This window comes from Variovorax sp. RKNM96 (genome assembly GCF_017161115.1).
In the GTDB taxonomy this organism is placed as follows: domain Bacteria; phylum Pseudomonadota; class Gammaproteobacteria; order Burkholderiales; family Burkholderiaceae_C; genus Variovorax.
On record NZ_CP046508.1, the window covers coordinates 6,255,599 to 6,271,415 of the forward strand.

At 66.6% G+C, this 15,817-nt stretch carries 18 protein-coding genes; all 18 read right to left on the minus strand.

Going from position 1 to position 15,817, the window contains the following annotated elements; all coding sequences use genetic code 11:
- Positions 1 to 2: 2 nt before the first annotated feature.
- Positions 3 to 413, minus strand: coding sequence for a hypothetical protein (locus tag GNX71_RS29075; RefSeq protein ID WP_206175627.1), 411 nt, complete (start codon positions 411 to 413; stop codon positions 3 to 5).
- Complete coding sequence (locus GNX71_RS29080; protein WP_206175628.1) at positions 413 to 3,979, minus strand: tape measure protein; 3,567 nt, start codon at positions 3,977 to 3,979, stop codon at positions 413 to 415. The genes GNX71_RS29075 and GNX71_RS29080 overlap by 1 nt, the downstream gene beginning before the upstream one ends.
- A 93-nt stretch (positions 3,980 to 4,072) precedes the next feature.
- Entirely contained in the window at positions 4,073 to 4,813 is a 741-nt protein-coding gene (locus GNX71_RS29085; protein ID WP_206175629.1) for a hypothetical protein, read from the minus strand.
- Between the two features lie 9 nt (positions 4,814 to 4,822).
- Entirely contained in the window at positions 4,823 to 5,290 is a 468-nt protein-coding gene (locus GNX71_RS29090; protein ID WP_206175630.1) for a hypothetical protein, read from the minus strand.
- A complete protein-coding gene (locus GNX71_RS29095) occupies positions 5,287 to 5,775 on the minus strand; it encodes a DUF1320 domain-containing protein (RefSeq protein ID WP_206175631.1) in 489 nt (162 codons plus the stop codon). Before GNX71_RS29095 ends, GNX71_RS29090 begins: the two co-directional genes overlap by 4 nt.
- Positions 5,776 to 5,794: 19 nt before the next feature.
- Positions 5,795 to 6,181 (minus strand): DUF2190 domain-containing protein, encoded by a 387-nt coding sequence (locus tag GNX71_RS29100; protein WP_206175632.1) that lies wholly within the window; start codon positions 6,179 to 6,181, stop codon positions 5,795 to 5,797.
- Between the two features lie 62 nt (positions 6,182 to 6,243).
- Complete coding sequence (locus GNX71_RS29105; protein WP_206175633.1) at positions 6,244 to 6,699, minus strand: hypothetical protein; 456 nt, start codon at positions 6,697 to 6,699, stop codon at positions 6,244 to 6,246.
- Positions 6,700 to 6,802: 103 nt separating this feature from the next.
- Positions 6,803 to 7,765 (minus strand): hypothetical protein, encoded by a 963-nt coding sequence (locus GNX71_RS29110; RefSeq protein WP_206175634.1) that lies wholly within the window; start codon positions 7,763 to 7,765, stop codon positions 6,803 to 6,805.
- A 58-nt stretch (positions 7,766 to 7,823) separates the two neighbouring features.
- Complete coding sequence (locus GNX71_RS29115; RefSeq protein WP_206175635.1) at positions 7,824 to 8,837, minus strand: hypothetical protein; 1,014 nt, start codon at positions 8,835 to 8,837, stop codon at positions 7,824 to 7,826.
- A gap of 257 nt (positions 8,838 to 9,094) precedes the next feature.
- On the minus strand, positions 9,095 to 9,607 hold the full coding sequence (locus GNX71_RS29120) for a phage virion morphogenesis protein (protein WP_206175636.1): 513 nt from the start codon (positions 9,605 to 9,607) through the stop codon (positions 9,095 to 9,097).
- On the minus strand, positions 9,604 to 10,383 hold the full coding sequence (locus tag GNX71_RS29125; RefSeq protein ID WP_206175637.1) for a phage minor head protein: 780 nt from the start codon (positions 10,381 to 10,383) through the stop codon (positions 9,604 to 9,606). The genes GNX71_RS29120 and GNX71_RS29125 overlap by 4 nt, the downstream gene beginning before the upstream one ends.
- Positions 10,383 to 11,957 (minus strand): DUF935 family protein, encoded by a 1,575-nt coding sequence (locus tag GNX71_RS29130; protein ID WP_206175638.1) that lies wholly within the window; start codon positions 11,955 to 11,957, stop codon positions 10,383 to 10,385. Before GNX71_RS29130 ends, GNX71_RS29125 begins: the two co-directional genes overlap by 1 nt.
- Positions 11,950 to 13,437 (minus strand): terminase family protein, encoded by a 1,488-nt coding sequence (locus GNX71_RS29135; RefSeq protein ID WP_241027083.1) that lies wholly within the window; start codon positions 13,435 to 13,437, stop codon positions 11,950 to 11,952. Before GNX71_RS29135 ends, GNX71_RS29130 begins: the two co-directional genes overlap by 8 nt.
- Entirely contained in the window at positions 13,434 to 14,009 is a 576-nt protein-coding gene (locus tag GNX71_RS29140; protein ID WP_206175639.1) for a DUF3486 family protein, read from the minus strand. The genes GNX71_RS29135 and GNX71_RS29140 overlap by 4 nt, the downstream gene beginning before the upstream one ends.
- Before the next feature lie 3 nt (positions 14,010 to 14,012).
- Positions 14,013 to 14,324 carry a hypothetical protein gene (locus tag GNX71_RS29145; protein WP_206175640.1) on the minus strand — a complete coding sequence of 104 codons (312 nt, stop codon included), beginning with the start codon at positions 14,322 to 14,324 and terminating at the stop codon, positions 14,013 to 14,015.
- A complete protein-coding gene (locus tag GNX71_RS29150; protein ID WP_206175641.1) occupies positions 14,321 to 14,704 on the minus strand; it encodes a hypothetical protein in 384 nt (127 codons plus the stop codon). The genes GNX71_RS29145 and GNX71_RS29150 overlap by 4 nt, the downstream gene beginning before the upstream one ends.
- A gap of 102 nt (positions 14,705 to 14,806) precedes the next feature.
- Complete coding sequence (locus GNX71_RS29155; RefSeq protein WP_206175642.1) at positions 14,807 to 15,220, minus strand: hypothetical protein; 414 nt, start codon at positions 15,218 to 15,220, stop codon at positions 14,807 to 14,809.
- Complete coding sequence (locus tag GNX71_RS29160; protein WP_241027357.1) at positions 15,217 to 15,795, minus strand: transglycosylase SLT domain-containing protein; 579 nt, start codon at positions 15,793 to 15,795, stop codon at positions 15,217 to 15,219. Before GNX71_RS29160 ends, GNX71_RS29155 begins: the two co-directional genes overlap by 4 nt.
- Positions 15,796 to 15,817: the final 22 nt, after the last annotated feature.

The window sequence follows — 15,817 nt, forward strand, 5'->3', positions numbered from 1 at the left end:
GGTCACATCTCCAGAAAACGCAGCTCGACGCTGCAATAGGGGTCGTTGGGGTCCATCTCTTCGTAGGCGAAGACAGGCTCGCCGCGGACGGCGTTCTTGCCGTCTTCTCCCAGGTCAAAAATCACCTGGAAGATCGCGCCGCGCACGTTCAGCTCGAAGATCGGGTCGTTCTCAAGGGCGGCCCACGCCTGCAGGGCCTGCAGCACGCTGCGTAGCACCCACGAGCGCTTCTCGTTGCCGATCAAGGTGATGGGCCGGCCAGCCATGCGCTTGAAGCGGTCGATGACGAGCGCGCCGTCGATCGACCATTTCTTGGATTGGGCGATCGGCGACCAGTCGAGCTCGTCGGTCCAGATCAGGTCGTTGGGCAGCTGCAGCGGCGTGCCGCCGGCCAGGGAAAGGGTGACAGCCATCAGAACCTCCCGCTGTTGAGCTTGCCGCTGCTGAAGTCGCGCATGAGCTGTTCGCCCACGCGTGCGCCTTCCTCATCGGTCTTGATCGACACGCGCGGTCGACCAGGCGCGGTGATGCGGAGGTCAACGACGCGGGGTGGCGCTTCGACAGCAGACAGTCGGGCGATCTCCTGCTCGAAGCGCTTGCCCGTGGCCTGCCAGGCCTTGTCGTCGCGCTGTCCTTCCAGCGAGATGGCGCCAGGGTTGTGTCGCATGACGTCGGCGTTAACTTTTTGGTTCTGGCGGAGCGCGGCCACGACGGCCCGAAGGCTGCCAACGTCCTCAGCCGACAACGTGCCGGCTTCGAGCTTGTCGCGCAGCTCGAACATGAGACGGTTGTCGGTGGCGTTCTGACCGGACAGCTTTTGCTCCCGGGTGGTGCCGAGATCCGACTGCACGTTTTGGTTCGGGCCGATGACTCCAGCGCTCTGGCCGCGGCGGTCCTGGCGCGGGTCGAGGCCGATCTCCTCCGCCGTTGGCTGTTCATCCCCTCCGCGGCCTGAGCTGCGGCTACGTCCAATCGAATCGCCACTCGATCTGGTGCCGCCCGAGGAGCCCGACTGTGCGTGCTGACGCGCTCGGATGATCTCCCGCTCGGTGTTCGTCCACGAGGGAGCCACCCCCTTGTTGGCCTTCGTTGCAGCCTCGGCCGTTTTCTCGAAAGCGATGCGAAGTTGCTCTGCGGTTGCCATGCCGCTCTCTCGGAGCACGTCGTAGGCTTCCTTCGTGTTCTTGGCCACACGCTGCAGGTCTTCTTCGGTTTCCAAACCGAACTTTCGAAAGGCTTCGCCGACGCTTTGAATGCCCGCTTGTCCATCTTCCAGGACGCGTTTGAGTTCTGCGGCCTTGAGCGTTGCCTGTTCAAGAAAGCCGTCTGCCACCTTGTCGCCCAACTGGGCACGCACGCTCTCGATCTGTGCTCGCACGGCCTCGATGGCCTTCTGCGAGTCGGCCGTGTCGATGCTCTTGGCGATGCCAGCTCGTAGAGCCTGGCCGACATCGACACCCTGTTGCTTGAGGCGGCCGAGCGACCGGATGATTGCGTCCGTGTCGTTGATGGCGCTGCGAGACGCGGCGCTCATGCCGCCGGAGATGGTGTTGAAGTCGAGGCCGGTGCGCTTGATCGCTTCGCGGACGCCGGCATCGAGCATGGCGGCGAGCCGCTCTGCCTCGCGTGCCGAGCCCGAAAATGCGGCCCGCGCATTTGTCTCGAATACACCGAGATCCTGGCCCTTGAGTGCTTCGGCCCAGGCGGTCTGGAATTCGCCCGCGCTGATCTTCCCCTGCGAAACCAGTCGGTCCAGCACGGCGCCGGCGTCGGCAATGCCCTTCACCGTCTGGAGGTCGAAGTCCTTGCCGATCTTGCCGATCGCCTCGGCGGCGCTGTCGCCGTCCTTGCGCAGCTGGTCGAATTTGGCCGCGGTCACCGACGCTTCTTTGCTCAGGCCGAACTGGGCTTCCTGGATCGCCCGCAGCCTGTCTGCCTGGTCGAGCATCAAGGCAGAGCGGGCGCGCTGCGCTTCCTCCTGCAGCTTGGCCTGCTCCTCTGCCTTCTTGATGGCATCGCCGTAGCCCTGCCACTTGGCGACACCTTCGCCGAGCGTGGTGCCGACCGACTTCAGGACCGTCCAAGCGCCATAGGCGACCGTGGTCCAGATCGTCAGCCTGGAAGCGGCCGCCAGCACTCCGCCGGCGATCGCGCGGAAGCCACCGCCACCCGCAGCAGCTGCAGCAGTGCCGGCTTGGGTGGCCGCGGCCGCGCCTGCCGAGGCTGCACCGTAGCGGGTGACCTCGGCCGCCGCGATCGTTGCGGCACGGCCATGCGCTTGGGTCGCCACGGCGGCCTGGGTGCTCGCCGCCGCTTGCTGTGCCGCGGCGATCGCAGATTGCTTCGTCGCGGCCGATGCAAGGCCCTGCGAGACCGCATAGCCGGCCCAGATCGTGCCGGCGACGGCGGCGACCTTGACGACGGCTTCGAGGTTGTTGGCCAGACCGTTGATCGCTCCTGCGACGGTCGCGGTGATGCCCTTCGTCTTGTCCAGGTCGCCGAGGTACAGCGCCCACTTCGTGCGCAGGTTCTCGACGGCACGGCCCACGGTCGGCGGCAGGCTGGCGAACTCCGACTTGATCACCTCCGACTGGCTGCGCAGCGATCGCGTGACCGTCTCTGCCGTGAGCGCGCCGGCCTCGGCCATCTTGCGCAGCTCGCCCGTGGTGACGCCCAGGCCGTCTGCCAGCGCCTTGGCCAGGCGCGGCGCTTGTTCCATGACGGAGTTGAATTCGTCGCCACGCAGCACGCCCGACTGCAGGCCCTGAATCAGCTGCGTGATCGCCGCGTTGCTGGATTCCTGGCTGGCGCCGGACAGCTGCACCGCCTGGTTGATGGTCTCGGTGAGGCGCAGAGACGATGCGATCGCCACCTCTGTCGACTGGCCTGCGCTCTTGCCCGCCTCGGCAATGCGGCCGAACAGCATGCCGGTCTGGTCGAGGGCGCTGTGCGTGCGCAGCGCGACCTCGGTGACCTCGGCGAAGGACTTGGCGAACACCGGCCCTTCGCCGGTCACGAGCTTGATGCGCGCCTGCAGGTTGTTGAAGGCGTCGGCCGTGGCCAGCGCGTCCTTGGCCAGGCCGCTCACGAAGCCGCCGCCTACGGCAACCGTTGCGATCTGCTGGATGCGCTGCAGCTGGTCGCCGATCGAGCGCACGCCCTCTGCGGCCGAGGTGCTGGCCTGGCGCTGCGCCTGGGCCGACGCAACCGCCTGCTGGCCTGCACGCTGGTAGGCGGGCACGAGCTGGGCGACCTCCTCGCGGACCTGGCCGAGGGCGGCATCGAGATTGCGCTCCGCGGCCGTGAGCTGATCGGTCTGGATGCCCAAGCCCTGCAGCACGGTGCGGCCGGCTTCGAGCGCGCTGGTGTTCTCTTGGACTGCGGCGCGCATCGAAATGGCCGCGGTGCCGGCGGCGGTGTATTGCTTCGCGAGCGCGGTCTCTGCCTGGGCCGCGGCGGCCGCCTGGGTGGCCGCGTCCTTGACGGACTTTTCTTTCGCTTCCAGGTCGCGGCGCAGTTCGCGGACCGTGGCCTGCAGTGCGGCGCTGGATTCGCGGTATTCACCCGAGCGCCTGGCTGCGCCGGTGAACTGTTCGCCGAGCTGGGCCAGCGCCTTGCGCTGCTCATCGAGATCTCGCTGGGTGGACTGGGCCGCTTCACGTGCTGCAAGCTCGGCCGCGGCCAGGCGGTTGGCTTCAGCAGCTGCAGCGGGCAACGCCTGGGCGAGCTGCTCGACCTGGTGCTCGGCTTCGGCCAGCTCGATGGCCAATGCGCCCGACGAATTCGTCAGCTCGCGAACTGCGACGACAGCGTCCCGCTTCGCACCGAGTGCCTCGATCGCGGCCGCGGCCGCGTCAGCCTTGGCCTTGAACTCGCCGCCAAGCGAGTCGCCGAGCTTGACGACGGTCTGGGTGAGGTCCTGGACGCCATCCTTGCCTTCGGTTGCGGCCCGGACCTTGACGTCGACGATGTTGTCCATGCGAGTGGTCTTGAAGAAAAAAGCCCCACCAGTCCAGCGTTTCACCAAACGAGTGGGGCGAACGCGGCCGAAGCCGCGGGAGACAAACGGCTATCAGGTGAACTGGACGCGGTAGTAGCGGCTGATGCCGGTGCCGGACTTGGTGGGGTCCATGAGCAGCTCGCCCTCGACAGCGAGGCCCATGAAGTTGCCGCTGAGTAGCGCCAAGGTCTTGGCCACGCCCTGGCCGACGCGGTACAGGTCGACCACCACGGGCTTGCCCGAGTCGGCCTCGTTCAAGCCGCCGAAGGCGATCACCAGTTCGGGGTTGGCCGCGGTGAGCGCTTCGATCGTGGCGGTCGTTTTGCCCGTGTAGCTGATCAGGACGTCATCGGCGTCGGTCAGCGTGGTGCCAGGCAGGATGTAGATGCCTTCCTTGCGCACTTCGTAGTTGCCCGCGGCCGGGATCGTGGCCGCTGCCTTCTTGAACACCACCGCAGAGGGATCGAGATGCTTCAGGCGGATCAGGCCACCCTTGAAGGCCTTGTGCTGTTCGTCCACGACATCGGCGCCTTCGACCTCGGCCGCGGTGCCGAGCACAGCGCGGGCGAAGTTGACCAGGTTGAGGTCGGCCATGTTGATGGCCACGTTGGCCGAAGCGACCCGCCGGATCTGGGCGTGCGTGCCGCCCCCAAGGCGGGTGAAGTCCTGCTGCTTGAGGACGGTCTCGTCGTGCGTGACCGTCACGTCCAGGACGTTGCCGATCGGGGCCAGGGGTCCGGGGACGCCGTAGACCCCCGCGTAGACCTGGCCGACGTTGGACATCGGTTTGTAGATTTCTTGAATCAGTGCCATGGGAACTCCTCAGGGGGTAGTGGTTGCGTGAAAGTGGGTCTCGACCAGGAAGGCCAAGGGCAGGTACTGATAGCCGGCCTTGTAGCCAGGACCGGGGCCGGGGGTGAGGCGCAGCGGCGACGACGTGAGCGGAGCGCGGAAGCCCATCAACGCAGCGCCGACTTTGGCCATCAGCTGGCTGGCATCGCGCCTGGCTGCAGCGCCGGAGCGATTGCCTCCGACGTTGCGCGTGGCGGTCACCGCCAACCAGGTGTGATCGAGCTTTGCCAGGCGGCCATCGGATCGAGACTCCAGCACGCGGAAATTGCGGTAGATGACATGCACAGCCGGCACGGGCTGGTTTGCCTCGGCCACATCCGCGAGATCCGCGGCCGTGAGCACGTGCACTGCAGGCGACATGCCCGCGAGCTTCTCTTTCAGCCGCGCGACCAGGTGCGCTTCGACGGCCAGGTAGTCGTTTTCCGGCGCGACGTTCATTTGAAGTCCCGCGTGCTGTCGTCGGTGATCTGGCGCGGCGAGTAGCTGAAGTACACCTCCAGCCCCTCCTGCGCATCCGCGCCGACCAGGTCGCCTGCCGAGCCGCCCAGCGGGCACGCCAGCACGGCGCTGCCATCGGCGATCGCCTCCAGCTCCTTGAGCGCGGCCTTGTGGCGTAGGTAGACGACGTTCTCGGGGGCGACCTCGGAGAACAGGTAGAAGCGCGCGATGTCGCAGGCCAGCCGCACGAGCTGCGGCGGCATGGCGAGCACCGAAGGCCCGCCAGGTGTCGCCGAGGGCTCGATGCATCCGCGCAGCGGCAGGCGGTACACGCGGCCGATCCAGCCATCAATCACGGCCTTCGCATCGCCGAGCTTGACCTCGACCAGCGCCGCGTTGACGGCGACGTTGTCCGGATCGGTGAGCTGGATCAGCTCGGTCTCTCCGAAGCGGGAGACCATGTCGGCGACGGTGGCGTAGCTCATGACGATGGTGCTGCAGCGATCAGGCGGCCGGGTGCTGGTGCTTGACGACCTGGCACTCGACAAACTGGCCGGCGGCCGCGGCTGCGCCCAGCGCGCGGCCGCAGTGGTCGTCGGCCGTACCGACCGCTGCCTTGCCGGAGCCATCCGCCGCCGGCTTCAGGTAGGCGCCGAATGCGAAGGCTTCATTGGCCTCGATCAGACCGCTGTAGCTCGTGATGGCGCTGAAGGCCTGGCCGACATCGGCGGCGTGTTCGGTGATGCCCTGCGAGTCCTTGACGCCACCGGCGCTGGTGGCGTGGCCACCGTCATAGGCAGCGAAGCGCGCTGCCGACACTGCGGCCGTGGCCACGATGGTGATGGCGGACAGCTTGCTGAACTGCCGGCCCGTGTTGTTCTGCGATGCCATGAGGTTGGGCTCCTGGTGTTGGTTGGTATGAAAAGGCGTTCGTTACGACGGGTGAAACGGCGTTACCGCTTGCCAGGCTTGGCCGCGTTCTTGACCGCGGGCGTGGTCTTCGCCGCGGCGGTGCCGGCGGAGGTGCGCGGCGCCTGGCTCACCGGCGGCAAAGCGGTGCCAGTGCCATCACCGTGGATGGTCGTGCTCAAGGTCCCGATGTCGCCCGTGTTGGCGCTGCCGCCCGCACCGGTACCGGCGCCCGCATCGAATACGTCGACGGCTTTGCGGGAGTCGGCCTCGGCCTGGACACGCAGACGCGCCGCCTGGAACTCCTCGTCACCCTTGCGCTGCTCGGATGCGCTGGCCCGGGCCGCGTTGCTTTCGGCTGTTTTGTCCTTGATCGACTTGGAAGCGATCAGCGCTTCCTCGTCGTGCTCGGGCAACTCCGGCAGCTGCTCGCCAGGTTTGAAGTTGCGGCGCTCGCCGTTGACGATCAACGCGACGTTGACCAGTGCGATCTTGCTCATGCTCTTTCCTTCTCGATGGATAGGTGGTTCCCTGCTCAACCTCGGGCGGCGGCACAGCCAGTGCTGACCGCCGCCCGAGGGGCGACGCTTCGCGGGCGGGGAGTTATTTCGGGTTCTGGAAGAGGAAGCCGGCGGTGTTGTAGGCGACGTTCGCGCGGCGCTCGTAGGTGGCGCCGTAGATCCAGCTCTTGAGGCCGGCCTCGTAGTACGGCGTCTCCGAGAACGGATGGCCTTCGAGCACGTTGGTGAAGCCGAAGCCGGGCTCGGCCAGGCTGACTTCGGACGTGCCGTTGCCGCCGATCTTCGGCACGTAGGCCAGGATGGCGTTGTTGCCCCACACGTCCTGGCCCACGTCGCTGCCATCCTTCCAGACGGCGTCGCCGACCACGATCTCTTCGACCTTCAGGATGACCTTCAGCTGTTCCAGCGTCGCGGGACCCATCTGCGTGGAAGGCAGGTAGCTCTTGACCTCGGCGTTGGTGATGAGTGCCTGCTCCGAGTCGGCCGACAGCGTGAGCTTGTTCGGTCGCTTGCCGATCTTCTTGCGGATGATGTTCGAGCCCGCGAGGATGTCGGTGACCGGGGTGCCGCTCACTGCGCTCCACTTCGTGCCGGCCGCCAGCGCCTGCACATGGCCGGACGCATAGCTGGCCGGATCGGTGGCCAGGCCGGCGACTTCCAGCTCGTAGTCTAAGCCGAGGATGTCGTTGGCCGTCGACATGGCGATCTTCGAGACGTCGAGGTAGTTGCCCACGTTGAGCTTGCGGCTCTCGTCGGCTTCGCGCAGCAGCTCGCGCGGCATCGGCACTTCGACCGAGTACTGGTCGACCGTGTAGGTCTTGCCTTCGTACTTGATCTCCACGCGCTTGGTCTGCGTGCCGGGTGCGCGGCGCAGGTTGTAGCGGCGGAAGCGTTCGTCGCCGAGCTGGGCAAGGGTGATGCCATTCAGCGCCTGGGGCAGGCGCGGAAAGAGCTTCTCGGCGACATAGGTTCCCTGACCCATGCCGAGCAGCAGGCTGGACAGGATCGGGTTCTGCTTGAGACGGATCTCGGCAAGGGTCATCATGGCAATTGGTTCCTAACGGTGTTGATGAACGGGTGCGGCTGGTGGGTGGCTGGCTGGCTCAGCTCGTGAACGAGGTGACGTGCGACACCGCCTCGGAGTAGCTGACCTTCTTCTCGCGCATGTAGGCCTGGGCGGCCTTGTCGATCTCGGCGTCGGACTTGCCCTTGGCGCCGCCGGCTTCCGCGCCTTCACCGCCACCACCAGGTGCGAACTCGCCGAAGCTCACCACCGGCTTGGCGTCGGCGATCAGGCTTTGCAGCCACTGCAGCGGCGCGACCTTGCGCGTGGCGTCGCCTTCGGAGAACGACACCGCCTCGGCGTCGGCCAGCGCCGCCTGCGTGGCCACGGCCATGTCCTTGTCTTTCGGCAGCAGCTTGCCGGCCTTGATCTGGGTTTCCGCGAACGAGACATAGCTCGCCTTGCGGTCCGCCTTCTGCTGCTCGGCAAAGCTGGTGACCTGGGTCTTCGCTTCGTCGCGCTCGCGCTCGGCCTTCTCGCGTGCGGTCTTCAGTTCGTCGCGTTCGCGTTGGACCGCGTCGAGCTTGTCCTGCAATTCCTTGCTCATGTCGTCTTGCTCCTGGGAGGGTTGGTTGGTTGAGGGAGTGGCTTCGGAAAACTGGACGAGCCCAGCGGCCTCGCCCTCGGAAAACTGGATGTCGGCCAGGCCGGCGATCGCGGGCGGCTGCGCGCCGAGGTTGGCAACGTGGCGCAAGTACCAAGCACCAGACACGGGGTTGTTGGGGTGGCCCGGCGGATAGAAGCTCGCGCTGCGCTTCTTGAAGCGGCCGGCGCGCACCATCTCAGCGAACTGCGGCTCTACCTGGTGCGTGTCCATCAGCAGGCGACCGGACTCCGCGCGCAGCCCCTTCACCCAGCCATAGGCCGGGAGGTTGTGTTCTGGGTGGCCCACGGTCAGCGGGGCTTCGCGCTTTGCCGGGTCGTAGACCGCGGCCATGCGCTGCACGTCGGCCTCGCTGAATTCGTGCGTGGTGCCGCTGTCGTCGGTGTGGCGCCCTGCGCGGAAGATCTCGACGCCTTCGGGCAGTGCTACGGTGGGTGCTGGTTTGGGCATGCCCCGCAGTCTCGGGATTACCCGAGAGCGAATCTATGCACCGAGGTCAAAACTTATCTGGGGGTCTGGTGGCCATTTCGACCAGGTCGCGCGCCGAACGTTGAAAGTGCGGTCGGCATCTCGATACCGCCTTCCTCTGTAAAACGTTTAGAAGGCTTTACGGCGGGCCTCAATCGAGGCCAAGCTACATCCGAAGCCACCCGACCCCGCAAAACGCGCCTGAGGGCCGCATTTGAGGGCTTGGCGCGGCATCGGCGCTATGCCCCAACGATGTAGGTTCCGACGATGTCCACGATGTTCGCGCGATCGGCATCCGAGAAGCCAGCGAACTCGCGAGCGGGGATGTCGCCCCACAGGTGCGGAAAGGCTTCGCGAGTGCCGCCGTAGTTGAACATCGCGCCGTAGACCATGGGGCTGCCGATCGAGACCGTGTCCTGTCCTTCGAGCTGGTAGTTGATCGTCGTCTGCAGCGCCTTCGTCTCGCCGGTGCCGGGCTTCTTCGATGCGGCGCGCGCGGCGCCGCGCTTGCTCAACGTGCCGTCCTTCTTGTGGCTGTTCTTGAACAGCCCGAGATACATCGCCACGGTGACGTCGGAGTTGGGTGCCCAGGGTGTGCCGTCCGGCGCCTTCGCGTCGGCGAAGTGCCGCTTCATACTCTCGGTCATGTCCTCGCCGATCTCGGCGAGCGCGGGCTGCATGTTGTCCATGCGCTGCATAACGCCGCCCAGGATCGAGAGCACACCCTGCGCGTTGACCGACGACTCGATCATGGCCGTGCCCTCGGTGCCGCGAGATCCTGCGACAGCGCGCGTGCGATCGCGGACGGATAGGTGATGAGCTTGCCCTGCACCATCTGCTGCAGCGACGTGTCGGAGTCGGCACCAGGCGCATAGGCCCAGCCGCGGTCGATGCCTACCGGCGCGCCGGTCTTCGGGTCGATGTCGTCCCAACCGTCCGGCGGCTCGGTGGGCGCTCCATCGGCCGGCGCGCGTACTGCCACGACGCGGCACTGGCATCCCCAGCCGTTGGGACCGAAGTGTGTCTGCCAGAACGGATGGTCGTAGGGCAGCGTCAACCCGTTCCAGGCCAGGTGCATCGGCCGCGGGTGCAGCACGCCATCGGCATGCAGGTAGCACCAAAACCGGCGCACCGCGAGCAGGCCTGGCTGCAGGAGCTGGGCGCGTCGTCCGGCCGAGTAGCTGGTGCTGACGTTGGCGCTGTAGATCGTGCGGGTGCGCCAGGCTTCGCCGGCCTTCGTGCCTTCGCCGGTCCAACCTGTCCAGCCCGAGCGCGCCACGGCCTGGGCGAAGTCGCGGCGGAACTCGCCGATGCTCGCACCGCCCACCGCCTTGTCGACGGCCTGGAACAAGTCCGAGAGCAGATCCGCCTTCTGTGCGCCGGCCACGATGAAGGCGCGGTCGTGGGCGCCTTGCCAGATGTCGTCCCAGCGCTCCGTGGGCAGCGCGAGCTTGGCGCGGAAGAAGTCGATCTGCTCCTGGAAGCGCTGACGCGCCGCCTTGAGCGCGACCGAGAGAGAGTCCGCCATCAGCTGACTCCCTCGGGGTGGAGCGTCGTCTCGACGGCGACCGCGTCCATTCCGGCCAGCTCGGCCGCGGCGAACGCGAGGGCCATCAACTCCACCAGCTCGGCGCCAGGCAGATCACCGTAGGCGGCGAGAAGCCGATCGCGCAGTTGGTCCGGGCTGTCCGCGCCATCGACCATGGCGCGGACGCGCTCCATCCAGTCGCGCAGCACCAGGTCGCCGCCATCGCCGAGGATGCGCGCAATGCGATCCGCCCACCCGCCGGGTTCGGCGAAGTTGGCGGCGGACGTGGCCGGAGCTTCGTCGTTCGCAGCAGCTGCAAGCGCGCCCTGGCCAGCGAGCCGCGGTAGACCTGGCAGGACCGGTGCCGCGGCCTTCTTCTCCCAGCCCTCGCCGTACTTCGCCCGCACGGCGTCGACGGACAGCTCAAAGCCCATCTCCGTCACGTTCTTGTCCACCTCGCTCTCGGCCTTGCGGTCGTCGTCGTCCTTGACCTTGCGATAGACCTGGCAGCGTTGCAGGCCGTTGTAGTCGCAGATCCAGGCGAGCAGCGTTTCGTTGACCGTCTCGCTCAGGAGGTCGCTGTCGGCCTGGGTGAGGTCTTCGCGCACGTCTTGGCGCTCTTTGCTGGCGGCAGCCATGGCGCCGCCACCCTTCGAGCGCGACTCCTGGCCAGTGAGAACGGCAGCGATCCAGTCGTCCATGTACTCGCACAGCGCCTGCTGCGTCGTGACGTTGCCGTTGAGCTTGGATTCGAGGAGCGCGATCTCCATGCCTTCGGGCGTCATCACGAAACCGTCGCTGTTGAAGGCGCGCAGCGCATCGGCCAACGTGCCTTTCTCCTTCGGGCCGGCCGTGCGCGGATATTTGCCATGCAGGGTGGGCGAGCCGAAGCGGTCGCAGAGCTTGTTCCAAGCCACGATGCCCTTGCGCTTGAAGAACACCGGCCAGTAGAGCTGAAGGCCCAGGCCCGTGCCGTAGGGGTTGTCGTCCTCGGGGTTCACGCGGTGGACGATGAACTTGCGGTCGGGCACTGGCACGCCGGTGAGCATGTTGTCGCGCTTGAGCATGCGCAGCCGCGGCGGCTCGTTCTCGTCTTCCTGGACATAGATGAAGCGGCGCTGCGCTCGTTTGACGATCCGCTTCGGCACCACCATGCCATCGCGGATGGTCCAGACGATCTCGGCAACTGCATAGCCGGCCAGCAGGGCTTCCAGCAGCTCGGAGCAGACCCGGTCGAACGCCGATTCCTTCAGGATCGAGGTCAGCGTCTCGGCGTCCTTCGTGGCGTTGGGCGCGTCGGCATCGACCGGCTCGACCTGCCAGGGCTTGCCGATGAGCGCGAGCTGGCGCTTTTGCAGACCGTCGAAGACCTTGCCGTCTCGCTTCAGTTCACGGTAGAGCTGGACGTTGCCCTGTCCGCGTTCGAGCAGCAGCGGGTCGTTGGTCCGCAGCACGCCCATATAGGCGATCTCGAAGGGGTCCTGCAGCCGGTTGGCGAACTCGGTATCGAACTCGGGTGCAGCAAGCGCTGGCGCCGTCGCGGTGTTTCGGGTGGGACGGGTGCGTTTAGCCATAGAGGAAGTCCTGTGCGTCGCTGACGCTCTCGCGCGGGCCGCTGCTGGTGAATTCGATCGGTGTGATGTCGAGCTGCGTTGCCGCGTGGGCGTAGACGCAGGCCATCGCGCCGTCGCCGTGGCGATCGCCGGATGTCTTGCCTTCCGGCAGGCGGGCAACGCCGCGCACCAACTTGATGGCGCGATGGTCCTGCAGCAGGTCGTCGTGCTCGGGAATGGTGATGGTCCCGTCCTCGAAGGCGGCCTTGTACGGCGGCATGTGATCGCGGTACCAGGCCTCGGTTGCCATCAGGCGCTCGACCACCGAGCCGTATTTGTCGAATGCGGCCTCGCCGATGTAGCTGCCGTTGCCGCGGCTGTCGATCACCATGCCCGACAGGCGGGGCAACACATCGGCGATCGCGTACAGCACCTGCAGCTGCTGGTTGTAGGGGACGTTCTTCAGTTCGACCAAGAACGGAATGCGGACATGCAGGTTGCTCGCGATCTCGGCGGGCGCGATGACCGAGAGGTCGCCGGTGCGCGCGAAGTCCATGCCGAGCGCATGCCGCAGCTCGGGATTGAACTCAAGGAGCGGCAGTAGCTCGTCCTTGATCCAGTCCGCCATGAGCCGCGCGCGCAGCTCCGGGCTGGAGTTGTTGAATTCGCGTGTGCCGTTAAAGCGCAACACCGGCGCCGGACGCATGCACGCTTCGATCTGGGTTCGCGTGAGCCAGGCACCACCGCCCTGTGCGGGGATGCAGAACAGTTCTTCATCCTCGTTCGGCTTGTAGCGCTTGATCATCGCGCGGCGCCACTCGGCCTCCCGCTCGGGCGACCACTCTTGGCCGGTGACCGCGCAGATCTTCCGGTAGAGGCCGTCGTGCAGCGCATCGTCCAACGTGACGCGGTGCAGGCTGTAGTCGAACTTCCCGGCGCGCACGTCGTTCACCAGCTCGTTAAACGGGTTGTCGTCGCCGTTGTGCGTGCTGATGATGCGGATCTGCCCGCCCCACATCGTCATGGCCATCGCGGCCTTGAGCAGCCCCTGGATGTCGTCCACGAAGCCCGCTTCGTCGACCACAAGCCGCTCGCCCGGCCGCCCCTTCGAGCGCAGGTTGCGCGGGTTGCTGGTGAAAGCCTGGATCTGGTGGCCGCTGTCGAACTTGATCGTGTAGGTCAGGATCTGCTTGTCCTCGACCTCCAGCACGGACTCCTCGATGTGACTCGCCGCGGCATTGAAGGCCCGCGCCCAGGTGGCGCAGTCCTGAATGAACCCCTGCGTCATCTCCTTGTTGTAGGAGATGTAGTAGACGTTCGCGCCCTCGGCGCTGGCGGCATAGAGCACGTTGTCGGCCGCCTCCGCATAGCTCAAGCCGATGCGGCGCGACTTCTCGATGATCTTCACGGGCGAGGTGTCGGAGATCCACTTGACCTGGTAGGCCATCAGGATCGCCGCGGCCTGCGCGGTCTGGGTGCGCTGCACGTCGAGCTGGGTCACAGTGCCCCCAGGATGGCCGCACGCAAGGCTTCCACGCCTGTCTTGGACAGCCCCTGCTGCTTTGCGGTCTCGGTGGCCTGCTGGGCGGCATCCGCAAATGCCTTCTTTCGGGCGGCCTCCGCGACCTCGGCCTGGAACTTCTTGAGGTTCACGCTGCTGCGCGTCAGCGTGGCAATGTTCTTCGCCGCGGCACTGAGCATGCCCACGCGCTCGCCCGCGTCAATGTCGGGATCGTCGGCCTCCTGCAGGTTGAGGATGGCCTCGAACAGTTCGGTCTGCACCAACGCAGTCAGCGCCTCGCTACGCGCATCCTGGCTGTCGCCGGCATGCTCGCTGATCATTCGGGCGGCTTCCGTGCTCGCCTTGATGGCGGCCAGCCGCCTGTCCAGCTTCGAGCCGTAGCGATGCAGCGCCGAGCGGCTCGGCAGGCCACCCGCCTTGGCTTCTGCCGGGAAGCGCTGCTGCAGGTCGGCGATCAGTTCATCCAGGGTCTGCGCGCCCGTGGCGAGCATGGCCTCGATGTACGACTTGGTCTCCGGCGCCAGGCGGTGGATGGTGCTCTTGCGGCCCATGGCTTACCAGTACTTCGCCGGGCGCGCGATGCCAGGCTCGCAGTCGACCGAGTACTCGGCGACGTCGGTGCCGAAGCGTGTGAGGTCGGCAAACCACGGCCCGCTTGGGTCCTTGCGGATCTTGACCAGGTCGCGATTCGCCAGATAGTCGATCTCGCGCCGCAGCTCCAGCGGGGTCGCGTCCGGATAGATGGAATTGGCGGCCGACAGGACAACGCTCTCGTGCGCGCCGATCGGGCGTGCGTTGTTGAGCGCCAGCAAGATGAGCCAGCGCAGGCCCTCGCGCCGCAACTTGGCGGAGTCGATGTGGTTCATTGGGTCCCTCCCAGCATTGAGCGCAGCTGCGCGTTTTCGATTCGCCCGGCCAAGCCGTCGAGCTTGGCCTCGATCACGGTCTGGCCGCGGATGTAGTCGTCCCGCATGACGTAGCGCAGCGGCAGGTCCGCCTGGAACTTGAGGAACTCGCGCTCCACGCGTTGCCACTGGATGGTCTCGTCGCGATTGACCTGCTCGATGCCATCAAGCCGCGAGGCGAGTTGCACCTGGGCCTCGGCGCGCGTCTTCTCCTGGCTGGCGAATCGCTCGTCCAGGTTCTTTCCGATCAAGCGCAGGATGAGCGCTGCGCCGCCGGCGCAAAAGCCGAAGAACGAAACAAGCAAACCGATGAGCTGCCAGAGGTCGGCTTGCAACGTCACTGCTGGCCTCCGTCGAGGTAGTCGAGCAGGTCGACCAGGCGGCCGGCACAGATGCCGTAGAGGTCGTAGAGGTCTTTGAGCGTGATGAGCACGGGATCTACCTCACGGCCTGTCGGCGGTTGGGTTGGCGCTGGGCAGCGCGACGTGTATTCCGCTGGCAGCGGCTTCTGCAGCCCGGGCGTGGGCCTGGGCGAGCTGGCGCATGCTGTCAGCAGGAAACAGGCAGCCAGCGCGATCGCCAGCGGTCGGTGTGAGGCCATCTTTGAACTCCTGGGTTGACTTGGCATCGGCGCTCTGGCGTTTCGCGAGCGCCTGGCGCATGCCGCGGCTGACCTGCGCCGCCGCGTCGATGAGGCCTTGGTGGGAGCTGATCAGGTTGGTGAGCTGGCCCACCGTCTTCGCATCGTTCTTGGCGGTCGCTTCCGCAACGCCATCGGCGTGCCCGACATACAAGCCGCCGCCCGCGCTGGCCACCGAGGCAAGCACGAGGGCGAGCAGCCAGTAGGCGGCGCTCAAAGGGCACCTCCCCAGGCGATGTAGCGTGGCTGCAGGTCGACCAGGATGCGTCGGGGGTAGCCGAGGTTCTCGGCGCAGTGGCTGCGATGACGCTTTGCGCTGCCGCAGGCAGCATCGACCGCCGCCCGATCCGGGCCTGCAGCGTTGCGCGCCTCGGCCTGCCAGTGGCCCAAGCCGCCGTTGTACCCACGCAGCGCCACCCACATGCGATCGCGCTGGCCGTAGGTCTTGGGCGTTCGCTCGAAAAGGTACAGGTCGTATGTCACCAGCGCACGCATCGCCCACGACGGATTGAAAGGCTGGTTGGCCTTCAGCGCGGGGTCCACGCCTGCGATCCACTGCGAGGTCCCAGGCATGAACTGCGCGAGCCCGGCCGCACCGACCTGTGACACGGCGCCAGGTCGCCAGCCGGACTCCTGGTGGATCTGCGCAGCGAAGGTGGCCACGGGCGCCTCCAGGCCCCACACCGCCCGCGCCGTGCGCGTCAGCTCAGCGCGGTAGCCATTGGCCGCCTGCGGCACCTGGGCGCGGGCCGAGCTGGGCCAGGCCAGCCAGGTGATGAACAGCGCCAGCATGAACGCCCAGACCACCAGCTTG